Source organism: Streptomyces hyaluromycini (genome assembly GCF_002217755.1).
In the GTDB taxonomy this organism is placed as follows: domain Bacteria; phylum Actinomycetota; class Actinomycetes; order Streptomycetales; family Streptomycetaceae; genus Streptomyces; species Streptomyces hyaluromycini.
Map to the genome: position 1 here is coordinate 72,103 of NZ_BCFL01000025.1, position 19,365 is coordinate 91,467.

Consider the following 19,365-nt stretch of genomic DNA (forward strand, 5'->3'; position numbering starts at 1 on the left):
ATCAGGGGTTTTGCCGTTCGCCAGGCCGCGCCGGGGCGTTGGCGTGCCGGCCCCAAGTCGAGCCCTACGGGCAGCATCGCGGGTACGAACGGACGGGCCGCGGACCCGCCCACGGCAGTCGTCACCCGTCCAGCACGCCGGCGGCCAGGCGTTCGGCCAGGGCATCCTCACGAAGGGTCCAGTCGGCCGGGGGCAGGCCGGCGAGGGCGGCGCGCAGCCGCTCCTCGGTGATCTCGGGTCCCCGGTCGCCGGCGATGCGCTGTACGTGCCCCAGCAGCACCGTCCGGTCGGGCATGCCGCCGTGCGGCTGTGCGATGGGGGCGAGTACCGCGGCGATACGGCGCGCGACCTCGTCGCCCACCTCGTGGTCGGGGCGGTGCCGCCAGTCCTCGCCCAGCGCGCCGCGGACCGCACCCACCAGCGTGTCGTCCGGCAAGGCCGTGTCCCACCGCAGGTCCCGCAGCCGGTCGTGGACCAGGTGCAGGAGCAGTGGCGGCACTTCGGCCCCGGGCTCGGCCGGTGCCCGCGAGGTGGCTTCGAGAGCCGCGTGGACGGCGCGCAGCCGGTCGAGGAGCTCTCGGTGGCGGTCCTGCCCGGGCTGCCTCTCCTCGGCCGCCGTGAACAGGCGGAGGGCGCGCCGCTGACGCGCCAGCACGGTCTCGGTGTCGTTCCCGATCAGGATCTCTGCGGCGCCCTCGTCCCGGTGGTACGCCGCCGTGGCGTCCCCCACCGCCGTGCCGCGGTCCTTGACCAGGGCCTCCGCGAGCGCGTCGAACCGCTCCGCGAGGTCCGGCGCCACGGCGCCCTCGGCGCCCTCCGTGCGAACACCGAGGGCGCCCGAAGCGGGCTCGGCCGGCGGCCGGTGGGGCTCCGCCTCGTCCGGCCGCGTCTCCTGCGCGCGCGAGGAGGGCCCGGCCGACGCGGGATCCCGCTCGGAGTCCGCGGTAGGAGCGGTGGCGGGCGCACCTCCGGCCGTACCGTGCCACTGCTGGCTCCGGGCCTGTGCGGGTGCCTGTGCCGGTGCCCGTGTCAGGGTCGCCCACCGGGAGTACTCCGAGAGCCACTCGAACGGCTGCTGACCCGGGGTGAACTGCATCATGTCCCTGACGTCCTGGGGCAGTTGGACCGACACCCAGCCCTGGTTGCCGCCCTCCCAGGAGTCGAGCGTGACCGTCCTGACCTGAGTCCTCAGGTCCTCCCGGGAGCCCAGGAACTGGAAGACACTTCGCCACACCAGGTCCTTGTCCGGGTGCGACGACTTCTGGAGGGCCTCGTTCAACCCGGTGACGTGCAGATCGCCGTTCCGGTTGTACAGGCCCCGCACCGCGGAGTGCGCGAGGTTCTTCGCGAGATCCAGCGTGCGGTCCCTCGACCACTGCTCGGCGCCGCCTCCGGGCGGCGGTGCTGTCCGCCAGGTGTTCTCGGAATGCACCGTGATGTGCGCGACGGAGGGAGGCAGGGTGCGGGCGTACCCCAGATCACCGAACAGGCCGCTGAAACTGCTGGGCCCCGTCCTGAACATGACGGAGTGACGGTGCAGGTTCATGTCGATCTGGCGGGCGTTGATGGCCGGCAGGTAAGGCTGGTAGAGCTGCCCCTGGGTCAGGGTGTAGTTGCGCTCGTACATGTCCTCGATCATGGTCAGGACCGGGTGGCCGGCCGGTGCGAGGACGACTCCGTTCGCCATGTTGACCTGACCGCTCTGCGGATTTCTCTCGGCGTAGATCGCGTAGGTCTCCCGACGGTTCTCCTGGCCGATGCCGCGCAGGTCCGCCAGGCTGTCGATCACCTGGTCGCCGTCGTTGTAGAGGCCGCCGAACTCCTTGACGACCGCCACCCGCAGCAGGTCGCTCGCGGCGGCCCAGCCCGGCCCGGTCCTCTTCGCCAGCTCGGTCCGGAAGGCGTCGTTGAGCCGCATCGGGCGGTTCGCGTTGAACACCTCGTCGACGTTGACCAGGTGAACGCCGGAGTCCGCCGCCCACCGGACGAGGTCCCGGACCCTGGCGGCCCGTGTGCCGGCGGGCGCGCCCTGCCCCGCTCCTGCCAGGGCGTCCCGGATCTCCGCACGCGGTACGTCGGTCCACAGCACGAAGGTCGCCTCGTTGCCGAAGCGGCGTGCGCCGCCGTAGAACCGCTCCCAGAACTGCGGGGCGTCGGCCGGGTTGAGCGGACCGCCCAGCCAGATGGCGTGGACCAGCCGGGGCATCTCCAGCGTGTCGGAGGCCAGCAGCTCACGGTGCCGGGAGGAGGGACCGAAGTGCCACTCCCGGCCGGCCAGCCGGCGGGAGTAGCTGAACTGTCCCTGTGCCACGCCCCATCCGACCGGGTCCATGTCCCGGCCCGGTGTCTGCGCCCGCAGGTCCGCCCGCCGCAGGAACTCCACCTTCTCGTCGGCGGACAGCCGCGAGTAGTCGTACGGCATGCCGCGCGGGTTCCTCAGTACAGCCGGGACGGCGGGCGCCTGGCGCAGACCGAACAGGTCGGGCCCCAGGGCTCCGTGCTGCTGGAACGGGCCCACCGCGGGCATGACCGCCGCCTGGCGCAGATCGGCGACCAGTTCGCCGGCGTTCCGGTACCCCGCCACGCCTCCGTCACGCCGGGAGGGACCGGCCACCGGTCCGGGGGTCCCGCCGCGGGCCGCCGCGCGATGGCCCGAGGCGCCGTACGGGGTGGACGGCCCGGACCTGCGCTGCGACCCGCCCTCGTCGTTCCCCCGCAAGGCGGGCGAGCCTGCCCGCAGTTCGACACTCTCGCCGCGGTTGGCGATGGTGCGGGCGATCCGCTCGCCGATGTGACGCGCGGGCTGGTATCGCAGTTGGGCGGGCGTGAACGTGTTGCGGTACTGGAGCACGGTGTCGAGGTCGGTGGCTCCGCCGGGCCACTTCAGCCTCCTCAGCTCGGCGTTGGTCGCGTCGAGAAGCAGCTGGTCCGGGTCCAGGGTGTGCGGCTCAAGGGCCTGGGCCTGCGCGGAGTTCGTGCGCCGCGTTCCGAGAAGGTCCCCCGCGTCCCGTGACAGCCTTCGGGCCGCGCCTTCCGGATCGGCCGCGTCGCGGTCCCGGTACAGCTGACGGGCGATGACCGACCGGATCTTCTCGTGCACGGCGAGTCTCGCCGCGTCCCCCTCCGTCATCTCCGCGTGCCGGACCGGCGGCGGCTCATGCTCCTGAGCCATCAGGGCGGTGGCCCTGGCCTCCCAGTACCTCGTCACGTCGGGCCGCTGCTTGCCGAGGAACGTCTCCGCCGACGCGGCCTCCCGGTCGAACTCCTCCCGCGAGCCGGAAACCTGCGCCGGCCCGGCGAAGAGGTGGCCCAGCTCCGCCACGAGTGCGGCCGCGAGCCGGCCGTCGGCGACCGGCAGCATCCCGGTCAGGCCGTCCGGTACGTGGACGCGCAGCTCCCGCCCGCCGACGCCCCGCAGGACGACGTCGACACCGAAGCGGTAGTAGGCGTACGACCGGGTGCCGGCGCGGTTGTGCTCCACCGTCTCCGCGACGCCGCCGTCGATCCCGTCGCCCCGCTCCCGGCCGGCTTCCAGGATCTCGCGACCCATCAGAGCGACCGCGCCGCCCCCGCTGCCGCCGCCTTCGGGGATGAGGCCCGCGTACCGGCCCGCGTCCCGCTCGGCGCCCACGTGTTCGCTCCTGCCGCCCGGCTGGTAGCGCCGGGCCTTGAAGGGCACGTCCTGGCCGTCGGGGTGCAGCCGCTGTGCGGAGGTCAGCTCGAAGCCGACGGTGACCGTCCGGCCGGCGACGTCGACCTGGTAGTCGTGGGCGAGGAGGCGGGAGATCCGGGCGCGGAGTGCGGAATGGGCGGTCTCCTGGTGGTAGCGGAGTCCGTGCCGGGTGAGCAGGCCGACGGCCGGGACGTCACGGGTACCGGCGGCTTCCAGGTCGGGCTGTTTGCGGCTCGGCGTGCCGGCCACCTTGGCCCATTCGCGTACCGCCCGGGCGGCCGGCACGTCCCACGGGTGGAGTTCCGCCAGGAGGTCCGCGATCCGGCGTGGCTCCGGTCCGGGCCGGGCCGTGGTGCCGTCGGGGCCGCTCCAGCGCGGGGTTCCGACCGGCATCCGGGTGAGCGGAGATCCGGCGGGGGTCCCGTCCAGGGCGACCGTCAGATGGGACGGGACCAGCAGCCGTACCTCGCCGCCGAGCGGGGTGCCGTCGCTGCTGTGCTGCCAGCTCCACGGCTGGTGGCGGTACCAGGCGTTCTCCACCACGTGCCGGGTGCCGAACGGGCGCGCGATCAGCGCGGCGGCACCCACCAGTGTCCGGCCGACGGAACCCAGGACCTCCGGCAGCTGCGTGGTGACGCCCATCCGCACCCGGAAGCCGAGCCGGTGGGTGAACTCCTCCGAGGAGTCCCGGGTGTCGGCCCGGTAGATGTCGACGTCCTTGTGCACGGCCGTGACCGTGCGGATGTCCCGGCCGACCAGCCCGGCGGTGACGCCCAGGGCGCCGTGGACCTGCCGGTCGTTCTCCGGGACCCGCTCGCCGCCGCGCGCCTCGACCTCCACGCCGAAGCCGTGCGAGGTGCCCCGGCCGCGGACGTTCGTCTCGTCGGTGACGGACTCGCCGCGCAGGGTGAGCCTGACCCCGTCGCGGTGGCGATGGGCGTGGGCGGCCGCCATGTCCGTCACCTCGACGTTCACCCACAGGTAGTGGCTGGTGCCGGCGAAGCCCGAGAGCGCGGAGGATTCCTCGGCGTGGACGGGGAACCACCGCCGCACACCGCCGTCGGTGAGCGCGGACCACTGGGTCGTGAGCGACTCGGAGCGGAACGCCGCCTGGAGGGACCGCCACAGCGGGGTCCCCTTGTCGGCCGCGCCGGCCCGCAGTACGCCCCGGCCGGCGAGGCGCTCGACGAGGTACGGCAGGACGGAGTCCGCGTCGAGCAGCTCCGGATGGGACGCGGCGGGCAGGAGCCGGCCGCCCAGGTAGCCTCGCGTGATCTCGCCGGTACGACCGGTCTCGGCGACGGCGGTCTCGGGGACGGCGGTCTCGGGGACGGCGGTCTCGGGGACGGCGGTCTCGGCGACCGGGGGGTGCGGGGCGGGAGCCGGGTGCGGTGCGGGGGCCGGTTCGGGAGCGGGTGCGGGGGCTTCCTCGGGCAGGATGTCCTCGACCCTGCGCGCCGGCGCCAGCAGCTCCATCCCGTCGGTGACCCGCAGATAGCGCGTCACCGACTGCGGGTCCCGCCCCGGCTTCCACCGGGTCACCGTCACCTCGTAGGCGGCGTCCGCCCGGAAGGCGACCGAGTCGGCGTAGGTCGCCCGGGTGACCTCGATCGCGCCCCTGTCCCGCTCGCGCGCCCTGTTGTAGGGCTGCCAGCCGATCTCGGCGTGCGCGGACGCGACGACCCGCCCGCCGGGGCGGTGGGCGTCGAGGTGCTCCGCGCCGTGTGCGTCGGCGAGTTCCGCGTCGTTGCCGAGGTCGGAGCCGAATCGGAGCTGCGGCCCGAGCCCGGCCTGGAAGGTCAGCGACACTCCCAGGTTCCGCCGCTCGGAGCGGCGGGCGACCGCCTGGGCGTACTGCTCGATCTCGGTGGAGCCGGTACCGGCCGCCTCCGGAGCGCGGCGCGGCCGGTAGCCGCGCAGCCGCAGCTTCATGGTCGAGTGCCAGCCGTTCACGTCCGGCAGCCGCACGACCCGGCCGCTCGCCTCGACGAGCTGGCCGAAGTACGCCGCCAGGTCGCCGGGCCGGGTCGCCGCGGACAGGGCCTCGGGCAGCAGCGGCTCCCGCCCGGGGCGGCTCTGCGGCAGCCCGTGCACCCGGGAGAACAGGTCGGCGGCCAGGGCTTCGAGGGAGGGGCTGTGCGGGAACGCCGGGTACAGGCCCCCGGATCCCCGGTGGAAGTCGAACCGGGCCTCGCGCTCGCCCGGCCGGCCACTGGAGTGCTCGCCCGGCCAGCTCCTGGAGAACGACACGTTCCCGGCGCCCAGCAGTTCCCCGGGCGCGGGATGCTCCCGCGGGGCGTGTTCCTGCGGCACCACGATCTGCGCCAGCAGCCCCGGTTCGTCGATCCACCAGCGCGCCGCCTCCCGCGGCCGGTTCTCGGGTACCAGGGACAACTCGTAGACGACGTCGTAGCGGTGCTCGTCGACGTCGTTGACGTTCTCCATGCGCCGGTAGCTCTTGGCGACGTCCGTGAAACCCTCGGCACGGCCCGCGTCGGCACGCAGCCGGAAGCGCAGGCCTCCGAGTTGCAGCCGCGCCGCGGAGCTGACCTTGAACCGTACGGCCGCGCCGAGGCCGCCCGAGACGGTGCGTGTGGTGTCGACGCGCGCGGCCAGCGTCTCGCCGACGGCCGCCCGGTTGTTGACGGTCATCGGATAGGACACCGTGCCCCGGTGGTCGAGCAGATGGGCCCGGACGGACAGCCTCAGCCGACGGTCGCCGACGTGGATCGTGTGCGCCACCCCGGCCAGCAGGTTGTGCAGTTCGCCCTCCAGCGCCGGCTGGCCGAAGTACGACGACAGCTGCCGGTCGACCAGCGCCCAGGAGACACCGCGGTCCCGGCCGGCCAGGTCCCGCACCGCCGACCGGAAGTGCTCCTCGACCAGCGCGGCACCGGGCAGGGCGGCGGCTACGGCGTAGCCGATGCCGTGCCGCCGCGCCAGGGCCGGCGGTTCGGCGGCCGGCAGGGCCCTGGCCCGGCGCACCTGTTCCTCGACCGGGGTGTCCAGGCGCGCGGGGCGGACCTCGGTGCGGCGGGGGGCGATCCCCGCCTCCCGCAGCAGCGCCCGCACATGCGGCTGCGCGGCGACCGGGCCGCGCTCCACGACGGGTCCCGCGTCCCGTACGGCGGGGCTGTGCACCCCGCCGAGGACGTGCTCCTCGAACTCCCGGGCGCCCGCGCCGTCGCGCCACGGCACGCTGATGTCCGCGTCGGTGAGCGCGTCGACCGTGCCCAGCCGCGGGTGGCTGCGGCTCGTCCACTCGACGTTGACCCGCACCCTCGCCCGGTACCGGGCCTGCATCGTGTCGGTGTTGAGGATGGCGTGGGAGAGGGGCTGCGAGGTGAGCGTATGGCTCCACTTCCGGCCCGTACCGAGGCCGAGACCCCCCAGCGGCGCGAAGGCGCGGACCCGTTCGGACAGGGTCGGTACGTTGAGTCCGCTGACGTTGGCGAGCACGCTGTAGGTGATCGCGCTCTTGCCGCCGTGCCCGTCGAGCCGGGCGAGGCCGACTCCGAGGTCCTGCCGGGTCCTGGACGGCGCGAACCCGATCAGCTGGAGGCCGACGATGTCGGTACGGAGCCGGAAATGGCCGTCGAAGCCGTGCAGGCCGGGCAGGTTGAGGCCCCGCACGACGGGGTTGCTCGGGTCACCGCTGGTGAACGACCACCGGCTGCGGTCGAGCAGGGTGGACTCGTTGAGCAGCTTGGTGGCCTCGCGGACCACCTCCGCGGTGATCCGCGGGTTCAGCGCCTGAGCGCGCAGCGCGCGCTGCAGCGCGACGACGACGGGGGCCGTGTCGAGGGCGTTGACCACCTCGCCGGCCAGCCTGGGCCGTGGGCCTCGGGCAGCCTGCGGGCCGCTCGTCGACGCCGACGCCTCCGCCGGCGTCGCGACGGGTTCCCCGCCCGGCGCGACCACGGGTTCGTCGGGCTGTGAGTAGGCGTCCGGGAATTCCACGGTCATGGCCCGGGGCACGGAGTACGGCTGCCCGGGGTCGCTCCGCTGCCCGTCGGCGAAGATCTCGACCCGGAGATCCGCGTCGAACGCGTTGACGTCCGCCACGAATACCTTGCGCCCGCTGACGACGTCCTGCTTGACCTTGGTGTTCGTGATCCGTTCCGCCTGGCCGGTGATCACCGGCGTCCCCACGAACGCCGAGGCCACCGCCGTCTTGAGGTTCAGGGCGGCGAACAGCAGCGTGTCGGCGGCCCGGGTGGTCGCCCGGGTCTCGGAGTTCTGCACGGAGGTGGCGGCGTACCGCACCTCGTAGTCGCGGACCGCGTCGGCCGCCGCCGGCGCCTGGGCCGCCCTGAAGTTGTGCAGCACCGGACGCAGCCACACCACCCGCCCGTCCAGCGGCACCATCCGCCCGCCGGCCAGGAGGGTATGCCACTCGGCGGGCCCCTCCGCGGTGAGCAGTTCGGCGATGTGCGGTTCGACGGCCCGGGCCAGTTCCCGGTCGGCGAGCCGCGCCGCGATCTCGCGGGCATGGCCGTTCGCCTCGTCGCGTGACCAGCCGTCGGCGCCGCGGAGGGTGTGCACACCGAGCATGCCGTGCTCGGCGTACCAGGGGGGACGTTTCGCCGGCTCGGTGGCATCACTGGTCTCGACGTCCGTACGGGGAACGTCCTCGGGGCCAGGACGATCCGGCAGCCCGTGATCATCCGTCACTGTTCGGGGAGGGCTGCCGAGTGGCTGGTCCGCCCTGGCCGGCCCGACCGATGCGTCGCTCGTCACCGGGGACTGCACGGATGCCGGCTGCACGTCGGCGGGTCGGGTGCGGGCGCCGGCGAGCCGGGACTCCAGCGCCTCCTCCAGCCGGGAGATGAGCGCGGGGTTGGGGGGCTGGGCGTTGCGTGCGTCGGCCAGGGTGCGTTCCAGGCCGGCGCGCATGGCGTCCTCCGTGAGCGCCATTCCGATGAAGGGGCCCCGGTGCGGCGGACGTCGCGTGCCCGTGCCGCGTGCAGCGTTTCCGGCTGCTCCTCCCCGCTGGGTCCCGGTTCCGGTGGGCGGTGGTGCGGGCGGGAAAGCGGCGGCCCCACCGGGGGCGTCGAGCCGAAGCCCGCCCATCCGTGCCGCGAGCTGATCCCCGGCGTAGTCCCCGCGCGGACCGGTGGCAGGCCTCCGACCGCCGGTCTGGGCGGGACGGGCGGCCCGGAGCCGGTTCCGCAGCTCTTCCGCCTGCCGCACGGCATGCCCCAGCACCCCGTGCAGTTCGGGGTGCGTTGCCGGATACCAGCCGGTGATGCGCTGGGCCAGCGCGTTCAGATGGTCGCCTGCCTGCTCCGTCACCGCCCACTGCCGCCAGGACGGATGGGGGCTGCCGGCCGCCACCCCGACGCCCCTGGCGATGACGTTGATGCCTTCGGCGGTCAGGACGAGGCCGTCGTTGACATTCTGGGGGAGAGCCGTGTCCAGCGTCGTCATCGCATCGAGGAAATCCCGGAACGCGGCCGCGACGGGGTGCCCGTTGGCCATCAGGGCGCCGACCCAGTTGATCGTGCTCTGCGGGACCGCTCGCTCCCGGCGTCCGACGGCCGCCTCGTACATGGCCCTTGCCGTCGTCCCGAGCGTGCCGAACCACCTTCGGACCTCGTCGGGCGTCGAGAGGGCCGGTCCATAGCCCCGCATCTCCACCAGGACGAGCGGTACGCGCAGACGGCCCCCGTTGTCGTCCAACCCGTCGAAAGCGGTGTGCATCCCGAGCATGAAGGCCTGGTCCGCGCCGTCGACCGGAGGCGCGTCACGCAGCCCGGCGTCCAGGTACTCGCCGATGCTCGGACTGTCCTCTGCCGGACGTACGCTCGCCAGGTCGAAGAGGGTTTCCGGGGGACCGTCGGTCAGGCGGCGGAACTCTCCGCCGTGCTCGGGGTCCACGCGCAGGGCGCGCCGGAAGTACTCCCCCATACGGTCCTTGATGTGATCGGCGTTGCCGTCGAGGAATTCCCGAAGGTGCCGCGGAAGACTTGCCCTGATGCCCGCGAGCGAGGTGCGGGAAGCCACGACCGTGAGGTTCTTCCCCAGCGGCACATTCGTCTTCGAACTGTGGTGCGAGAGCGCGTACCAGGAGCCCACGGCACTGGCCTGAGTGAACATGAGCGCGAGGAAGCCGCGTATCGCACTGATGTCGTCGTGCTCGGCCAGCAGTTCCGCCGCGTGCCCGGGAAGCGGGCGGTGGGACAGGGCCGGTATGGCCTGCGTGGCGTAGAGCGCGGCGATCTCGTTGCCGAGCAGCAGTCCGTTGTCGATGTACTGCTTGACCCGGAACAGGCCCCGCGGAGCGTGCTCGCGTGCATGGATCAGGTGTTCGTGGAGCGAGGACACGGGGATCCCCACGGTGAAGTGCATGCCGTACCAGTCGAGCCCGAGCCTGGACCTGCGATGGACGAGCGGCATGTGGGCGAGTTCCGGCAGGTGGGTGAAGTCGTTGCTTCCGGAGAAGACGTCGCCGACAGTCCGGCCGTTGCTCGCGACCAGCAGGTTACGCAGGGCGTCGAACTCGTGGAAGAACTGTTCCGGAGCAGGCCGGCCATGGTCACCGTCCAGGACCGCGAGCGGCTTGCTCACCACCTCCAGGATCGCCTGGCCTCTGGTGACGCCGTCCAGGACCACGTCCAGGGTGCGGCCGCTCACGACCGGTGTGTAACCCCCGAGGACCTCGCTGTCGAGATGGTCAGGCACGTGCACACGCACCCAGCCCGGTTCGGCTTCCATCCCGACGGCGCCGCCTCGCGGACCGGCGTAGGCCTGGCCGGTGAGGACGATATTGGCCAGCATGTCGGCCTGGACCAGCCGCCCCTGGGCCTTCTGATCCGGCGTCAGCGAGCCGTAGGCCCGCTTGATCGCGTCCTCGCTGTCCCCCCACTCGTCCGGGACGCGCTCCCGGGCCGCCTCCAACACGGCGTGCGCTGCACCCGGGTCCGCGGCTTCAAAGGCGTTCCACGCGTCGTACGGGGTCGTCTTCGACAGAGCGATGATGCCGCGGTCCCCGGCCCCGGGCTCGTCGGCCGGCCCGTGGGTGGCGCTGGCTGTGGTGACGGTGTCCGGGTGGGGGCCGATGAGGTGGTGGAGGAGCTGGACGTCGCGGGGGCGGAGGGTGTCGGGGGTGAGGCCGTTTTCCGTCCAGCCCGTTTCGGGATCCCGGCCGAAGTCGCCCATGAGGGTGCCGGGAATCCCGGGGCTGTCGCGCAGGCCGAGCTGGTGGGCGATCTCGTGGGCGTAGCGGATGGGTGCGGCTTCGGCCTGCCAGCGGGTGAGGGTCATGGGCAGGCCGGTGTCGCGGCTGAGGGCGACGGTGAGATGGGGCGGGCCCTGGTCGTGCGGGGGCAGCGGGTGGTCGGGATCGTCCGTGAACTGCAGCGTGACGTGTACCCGGCTCCCGTCCGGCAGTTCGGGGACGATGTCCGCGGTGCTGAGATACGCGGCTCCTTCGCGTGCCCGTTCCCGCATCTCGGTGATCTGTTCCGGGGCCAGGTCATGACTCTCGCCGATGCCGACCCGCACGGTCAGATCGGTCACCGGCCGGCCCTCGTGGCGCAGATGACGCACCGTGAACCTGGAGTCCACCGTGTACGGAGCGTCCGGTCCCACGGGGCGGATCCAGGTGCGGCTGACCTCGGTGGGGACCGCGGCGGCCCGCGCCTCCTGCCATCGTGCGTCACGGCCCATGCGGTCGTCGGTCACCACGGACACGTCGACCGCCCGCGCGGAGGAGCGCGGACCCTCCTCCCAGATCCGGCGCGGCCGGTGCGACGACGCCCCGGCGGACTGCTGCGCCGCAGCGAGCGCGCCCCGGAAGGAGTCGTGCAACTGGACCGTGGCGGCACGGGCACGCTGCAGGTACGGACGCACCTGCGGACCGAGAACGGGAGACAGGTTGTCCAGTTCGGTGATCAGGCCGCTCAGCGTTCCGGTAGCGGACTCAAGCCGGGGCTGGTCGAAGCGGTGGGCCCTGTTGCTCTCGAAGTACTGGACGTCGGTGGCAGCGGTGGCAAGGCCGGAGACCGTCTCGGGCGGCCCGGGCAGCAGGCGGTCCTGGTCCTGGGGCAGTACTTCGGCCAGCGCGCCCGTGCTGTGGAGAAACGCCAGGAACCGCGTCGCGGCCTGCTGCGTGCCGTTGAGCAGACCGTGCAGGGACCGCCATTCCGACTCGACCCGATCCTGGTTCCGCGCCGCCCGCCACAGAGCGCTCTGGTGAAGAGTCTGCTTGACCCTTACCAGGGCGAGTGACGTGTCGCGCACTTCGGGGAAGGACAGGGAGTCCTCACCGTAGAAACGCAGCTCCAGAGGGACCAGCGGAGGGTTGAGAAATCCCTGGTTGCCGTCCGGGGCCGCGAGTTCGCTCAGACCGCCGAACGCCTCGTTCTGCGTGACGACCCGCGCGTACCCCGACAGCGCCGAATCCAGATAGTGCTCCACGGTGATCGTGCCGGTGTCGTCGATCGGTACCGCCAGCAGCGGGAAGGACTCGACACCCGCGTTGCGGAACACCTGCCCGTAGGCCTCGTCGTCGAGCAGACTCTGTCTCACCCGCCGGGTGAACTCCTGCTTGAGCCAGGCGGCATGGTTCTGCAGGAAGCCCTGGACGTTCGGGGGCAGCGAAGCCCGGATCCGGCCCATCGGGACCCGGGAGAGCACCGCCACGAGATTCTTCTCCAGGGGCACGTCCTCGTTGCGCAGCTGCACATACCGCCGCTGGGCACCGAAGTAGACCCGCCCGCTCGCCTGGGTGTAGACGAGCCCCAGGAACCCGCGCAACGCGTTGACGTCCTCGTCGCCGGGCAGCAGATCAGCGGTCTGCGGAGGCAGTCGCCGAAAGTCCACCTGGCGGAACAGAGCGGTATAGGACCGGGCGGCGTCGTTCCCGAACCGCAGTCCGGCACGCAGAGCCGACAGGATGTGGTACGCGTTGTCCGACCGGTCGTGCACGTGCACCAGGAACTCGTGCATGGCGCTGACCGGGACTCCCACGGTGTACTGCGGTGAGATCTGCGGTCTCCGCCCACGGCGCACGATCCCCGCGTTGAGGACCTGCTGCTGGTTCTGGACCTGGTGATGGACCCGGAATCCCTCCGCGGGCGGGAAAACCTCCAGCAACGCGACCGGACGACCGAGAGGCAGATCGTTCAGCCGATTCCAGACAGCCCCGAAATGGTCGAAGAACTGCTGCGTGGTCGTTCGGCCGTTGTCCCCCTGCACCGCGGCGAGCGGCGGGGAGACCAGTTCGACGAACGGAGCACCCGGTGTCTCCTCCATCGCCACCTGCATGGTCGGCGACACCAACAGCGTCGACGGAAGCTCCGGCCCCGGCGGCAGCACCAGATCGAATTCCTCCAGCTCCGCCTCAAGCCCCCAGGCCCCGCCCTCCACCACATACCGCCCCCCGGTCAGGACCTGGTTGACCAGCAGTTGCGCCTGGTCCACCACGGAGCGCCCGTGGTCCTTCTCGGTCAGCGCCGGGTAGGCACGCCGTACCGCGTCGTCCATGTCTCCGAGGTCCGCGGCAAAGCGCGACCGGGTGGCGGTCAGCACCTCCTCGGCACGCCGGGGCTCCGCCTCGGCGAAGGCGTTCCAGGCGTCGTACGGAGTCGTCACCGGCCCCACACGTATCTCGCCGGAGGACGCCGCGGATTCCTCATGGCGACCGGCCGGGGCACCGGCAGCGGAGCGGTCCTCGGCGGTGGACTCCTCCGGTCGCCGCGAGGCCTGCGAGGCCTCGGGCAGCCCCACCCCCGCACCGCCGTCGGCGACGGCGCGGGCGGTCCGCTCGCCGAGGGGACGCACCTGCTGGTGCAGCAACTGGGCCGAGGTGAACGTGTTGCGGTGCTCGGCCATCGTGCCGAGATCGATCGTCCCGCCGGGCCACTTCAGCCTGCCCGGTTCGGCGTCGGTCTCGTCGAGGAACGGTCGGGCCGCATGGACCGCTACGTCCTCCCGGAACCGGGCGGCACGGTCGAACAGCGCTGCCGTGTCGGCGTTCGCACGTGTCAGGCCCTTCAGCCAGGTCGTGATGTCGGCCGCGGACTGCGGGGCTCCCGTCACGGGCTTCTTCAGGCCGGCGTCGTCCGTACCGGTGCCGTCGCCGACGCGGGTGGCCGCCTCGCTGACCGTGTCGTCGTCGGCCAGGAGGGTGCCGGCGTCGCTGCCCGCGTCGGAGATGGTGTGTTCGGAGTCGGCCGAGCCGGGAGTCCGATCGGCCGGGTCGTGCCGTTGCTCGTCGAGCACCGGGTGGTCCGCGGTCCGGGCCGGTTCGGGCAGCCGCTCCTGGACCTGGCCGGAGGCGGTGGCCGGGATGTCGTTGGTCCGGTCGTCGGCGCGGGTGCCGTTGGTCCGGTCGTCGGCGCGGGTGCCGTTGGTCCGGTCGTCGGCGCGGGTGCCGTTGGTCCGGTCGTCGGCGCGGGTGCCGTTGGTCCGGTCGTCGGCGCGGGTGCCGTCCGGAGCCGGGGGCGTGGCCGGTTCGGCCGGGTGTGGGGCCGGGGTGGGGGGCACGTCCGGTTCGCGCGGTGCGAGGGGGGTGGCCGCGTGGGCGGTCAGGGTCTCGTCGAAGAGGTTCTCGTGGCGGGCCTCGTGGGCGAGCCAGGCGTTGATGTCGTGGGACACCGGCGCCCAGGCCCTGTCGTACGCGGTGACGGTCTCGCCGCGAAAGGCCTTGCCGAGCCTGTCGAGGGTGGTGTCCCGGACGGAGTGCCGGTGGCTGAAGCGGCTGTCGGGGTGGCCGACGAGGGTGTGGAAGTCCCTGCCCGCGTCGGACAGTACGTGCTCCAGGTCCGTCTCGTGCGTGAACCGGTCCGGGAGGGTGGCCCGCAGCCTGGGCAGGGCGTCGGTGAAGGCCCGGGGTTCGGCGGTCCGGAGGCCGTCCTCGCCGGGGCGCGGGCTGCGGAAGTCGGGGCGGGCGAGGTGGCCGAACCAGTGGTCCTCGACGGCCTGTTCCGCGACCTTCGTCCACTCCTCGTGGACCCGCTCGCGCTGGGTCTCGCTGAGCGGGGTGAGGGTGTGGGACCGCTGGAAGTCGGTGTGGGCCTGCTCGAAGGCGCGCTCCGCCTCGGCCGTCCGGAGGTGGCGGTACTCGGCGTACGCCAGCCGGGCGGCGATCGCCTCCTCGGTGGAGGCCTGCTCGACGTGCCTCTCCCAGGCCGCGGCACGGTCCCCCGCCGGCCCGTCCGGGTCGGCGTGGATGCGCGCGAACGCCGACCGCAGGTCCTCCTGGAACGACCGGCGGGCCCAGTCGCGCGCCTCCTGCGGCGCGTACTGGCCCCGCAGGTCCTCCTCCGGCGCGGCCAGTTCGCGGTCCACGACGCGCAGGGCACCGCCGATCGACCGCTCGCGCTCGCTCAGTTCGCGCACCTGCCGGTCGAGGTTCGCGCGCAGTTCCCGCACGCTGTCGTCGGCGAAGGGGTCGGCCGCCGACCGGCCCGTCCGCTCCCCGTCGGCGCCGCTCCTGCCGAGAGCGGTGTCCACCGCCCGCGTGACCTCGTGGCGGATCCGTTCGGTGAACGCCGCGTCCACGGCCCGGGCGTGGCCGAGCATGGCCCGTAGCCGGACGTCGGCCAGGGTGGCGGGCACGGCGTCCGGTACCGGGTGCCGCAGCCGGTCGGCCAGGGCGGCCGGGTCTCGGAGGAGCCGGCCGGCCACGTCGTCCCCGCCTTCGGGGAGGTGCCGTCCGCCGAACACGTCGTCCCGGCGGAAGTCCTGCACCGCCCCGTCGAACTCCCTCGCGAACAGGTCCAGGGCGCGCCGGCGTGTCACGATCCGCTCGACGTGCAGGGGCAGTTGCTCGCGCAGCGCGTCGTGCACCGCCTGCCACCGCGCCTGGGACACCGCTCCGCCGCCCGCCTCCTTCGCGAGCAGCGTGTAGCCGTCGTGCAGGTGCTCCCGGTACGACTCCTCTACGGCGGTGCGCGGAGTACCGGACGCCGGCGGGTGTCCGTCCTCGGTCCGCTCGGTCTCCAGATGGCGGCCGGCGAACAGGTCCCCGGCCGTGAATCGCTCTACGGCCCGGCCCACCTCGCCGGGGACGTCCTTCGAGACCCGTTCGAACCCGGCCTCCAGGTCGAGCCGCGTGTTCAGCGCCCGGTCACGCGTCCCCCGGAATCCGCGCCAGTACGCGTCGCGTGCCGCGGAGTCGGCGATGCCTGCCGTCGGCACCGGCGCGGCTGCGTCCGCGGGCGCGTGGGCGGTGGGGGCGCGGTCGTGGTCCGGGGTCGTCAACCTGGTGGTGAAGCCCGGCAGTTCGCCGGACCCGGTCCTGGGCGGACGGTTTCCGGGACCCGCCGTGTCCGTGGTCCGGCCGGCCGGGGCGGGCGGTGTGCCTCCCGGGTCCGGCGGCGGGGTGGCGGCCGCCGCCGCCTCGCGGACGCTGCGCGCCGCGTCCAGATCGGCGCGGAGCCGGGCGGTGAGGTCGGCGCGCCGGGTGAGCCAGGAGCCGGTGGCCGCGTCCAGCGCGCCGGCACCCGGAGAGGTGTCCGCCGTGGGCGCCCTGCCCGGTTCCGGCGCGGTGGCGTCCGCGAGCGGGGAACGGCCGGGGACGACGGTGTCGAACAGGTCGGCCACACGCGTGCGATGCGTGTCGATGTGGCGCTGGGCGAGGGCGGGCGGAAGGCCGTCGCTCTCCCTCGTGACGGCCCGGGCCTCGGCGACGGCGCCACCGACCGCCGCGTCGCGGGCGGCCGCCCTGGCCACGTGGTACTGCGCCTCGCGCAGATACGTTCCGCGGGGGTTGTCCGCCTCGCCGGTGGAGGTCGTGACGGTGAGCGCGTCCGGGCGCTCGGCGTGCGGCCGGTCGGCGCGGGTCAGGGACACCGCAGCCGCGGCCTCCCGGTCCGGGCCGACCGCAAGCGGGTGGTCCCGCAGCCCGAAGGTGTCGGTGAAACGGGAGCCGAGGGCGGGCAGGATGCGATGCCACGCTTCCCCGGCGGTATTCTGGACGGCCGCGACGGCGACGCGTGCGGCCTGCTCACGACCGAGCCGGCCGTCCACCTGGGCAGGCAACTCCGCCACCCGCGCCGCGACCCGCTCCTGCCACACGGCTTCGGGCCGCCGCTCCACAACCACCGGACCGGACGCCGCGTGCGGATCGGCCGGCGCGGGCGCTATGGATTCCGGGTGCGTGGTGGATTCCGGGTGCGCATTCGATGCCGGGTGCGTGGTCGGTCCCGCGTCCGCCGTCGGCAGCGGATGCACGGTCGATCCCGCGTCCGACGTCGATGCCGGATACGCCATCGATTCCGTATCCACCGTCGATGCCGGGCGTGCCGTCGATCCCGTCTCAGCCCTCGACCCCGCGTCCGCCCGCGGCCCCGATCCAGTTGTCGGTCCCGCGTCCGCCGTCGTTGCTGTGTTCGGGTCGGAAGACGTGCGCGAACCGAGGTCGAGCGCGCCGGGCCGGGGTTCGGCGGTCGGGCCCGTTTCGGTAGCGGCCGTGGCGGGGCCCGTGCCGGGCGTGGCGGGGCTTGCCTCGTCGGCGGTCCGGTGGTCCGGTGCCGACGCCGTGCGCTCCGGTCCGCCGGCCGTGAGATGGGTGCCGGTGACCGGGTGGGCCGACGTGACGTCCCGGGCCGAGTCGGGCGTCGGCGTCCCGGTCTCCGCATGGGTGGCCGCTCCGGTCGTCTCGCCGCTGCCGGTGAGGACCGTGTCCGCGGTGGGCCGGACCGCCTCGGCCGGCGCGGTGCGGTCGCCCACGCCCAGGCGGCCGAAGACGGCGTCGTGGTCGGCCCGCGTCTGCGCCGACCACTCCTGGCGCAACGACTCCCGCCCGGCCGGCGACAGGACGCCCTCGGCACCCGCACCGTGACCGGCGGCGGGTACGACGCCGTCGAAGGCGCGTACGGCTGCCACCTGGCGCATGTCGGCGACCACCGCGCGGTCCAGCAGCCCGGGTACGGCCGCCGGTTCGCCGAACGGGAGGGTGGCCTGCCCGGTGCCGGTGGACCCTTCGCGCACGGCGGGCGACGCCTCCAGCGCCGTACGCACATCCGAGCTGAACGCCTGCCATGCGGCCCGGTGCACGCGTACGGCGGCTCCCGGCTCGGTGAGCAGGTGCTCCCGGGTGGCGGCGTCGGGGAGGCCGCGGGCCCAGGTGGTGAAGTGCGTGTCGAAGGGTTCCCGCGCCGCCGCGACGACGCGCTCCGCCGCTGCCCCGCGACTCGACGCGGAGGTCCCCGCCGACACCGGCTCACCGGCACCAGCACCGGCACCGGCACCGGCACCGGCACCGACCGCAGCAGCGGTCCCCGCGGTGAAGGCCCCTGCCCGGTCAGGCGTTTCGGTGACCACATGAGCCGGGGTGGCCGTGTCGGTGCCCGGCGCGGCGACCGCCGGCTCGGCGGCCTCCCACTGCCCGCGCAGCCAGGCCCCGTCGGTCGCCTGGTCCGGCGTCGGCACCCCGAAACCGGCACCCGCCCCGTCGCCGTCCGCGGGCGGCCCGGACAGGTCACCCGCCCCGGAGAACTCGGGGAGGTCGAGATGGCCCGGGAGTTTGATGTCACCCGCGCCGCCCGGGGTCTCGCCCTTGCGGCCCCCGTACAGTCCGCCCACCGCTCCGGAGACGGCGGCCAGTCCGGCGGCGAGGCCGGCGCCGTCGAACCCGTTGATGGCGTCCGTCGTCAGGGTCGTGGCCACCCCGGTCGCCGCTCCCGCGGTCAGCTGCCCCGCCAGCGAGGCCGCGAACTTCGGCGCGACCATGTGCCCGACCTCGTTGAAGACGCCGGCGAACGCGCCGCCGATCGCCCCGCCCTCCGCCGCCTGCAGGGTGTCGCGCAGATCCCAGTGGGTGCGGTCGCCCTTCAGGAACTGGACGACCTGCACCGCCGCGTCCGAGCCCACCATGAACGCGGTACCGATCGCCGCGTTCCGCAGGGCGGCCAGCAGGATCTGCCGGCAGATCGCCTGTACGCCCTTGACGACGGCCGCGGCCGCCTCCGGCAGGCCCCACGCGAACAACTCGGTCAGCGCGTACGCCAGCCAGATGATCTGCAGCAGCAGCGAGTACTTCGTGTACTCCATCTGCACGGCGGTCTCCCGGGCCAGGTCGCCCAGCCCCTTGGTCGACGAGGCCACGTTCGGCAGCACCGTCGCCATGTTCCGCGTGTACTGCTCGTACTCGTCGTGCAGCTGGCCGCCGACCGCGGCCAGCACCCCCGCCGTCGCCGGGTCCAGCACCCCCACCAGCCGGGTCAGATGCTGCGCGGCGGCGTCCACCGCGTCGCCGAGCCCACGCAGCCGGTCCTCGTCCCCCTTCGGGAAGTCCTGGCCCACCGCGATCTTGGCCACCCAGTCCAGCTCCGGCGGAATCATCAAACTCATACGTGCGGCCCGGCTCCCGACGCCGGGCGGTGCTCCGACGTGCCGCTGGCGCGCCGCAGTCCCTCGGCCGCCTCCGTGGTGACGTCCCCGACCTTGCCGAGATTCACGCGCATGGCATCGGTGCCGTCCATGAATTCCAGACTCACCCCGTGCACCCCGCGCACGACGTCGGTGAGCCTTCGCAGCGCAGGGACGAACTGTGACTCGAACTGCTTGCCGAGGGCGTCGGAACCCCAGATCTCGGGATCCAGGGGCAGGTTCTCGAAATTCCCGGCACTCTCGTCCAGGTCGTTCGTGAACCCTTCGAAATACGGCAGCTCCTTGCCGATCCCGTCGGTGTCCGCGCCGAATCGCTCACCCATGCCGATTCCCCTTCCGTTCAGCGAACC

At 73.4% G+C, this 19,365-nt stretch carries 2 protein-coding genes; both read right to left on the reverse strand.

Annotation, left to right across the window (positions count from 1 at the left end; translation table 11 throughout):
- Positions 1–121 precede the first annotated feature (121 nt).
- The gene (locus SSP29_RS32880; RefSeq protein ID WP_145968977.1) at positions 122–18,976 is read right to left on the reverse strand and encodes a WXG100-like domain-containing protein; all 18,855 of its coding nucleotides are present in this window, start codon (positions 18,974–18,976) and stop codon (positions 122–124) included.
- A complete protein-coding gene (locus tag SSP29_RS32885) occupies positions 18,973–19,338 on the reverse strand; it encodes a hypothetical protein (protein ID WP_089104519.1) in 366 nt (121 codons plus the stop codon). The genes SSP29_RS32880 and SSP29_RS32885 overlap by 4 nt, the downstream gene beginning before the upstream one ends.
- Between the last annotated feature and the right edge of the window lie 27 nt (positions 19,339–19,365).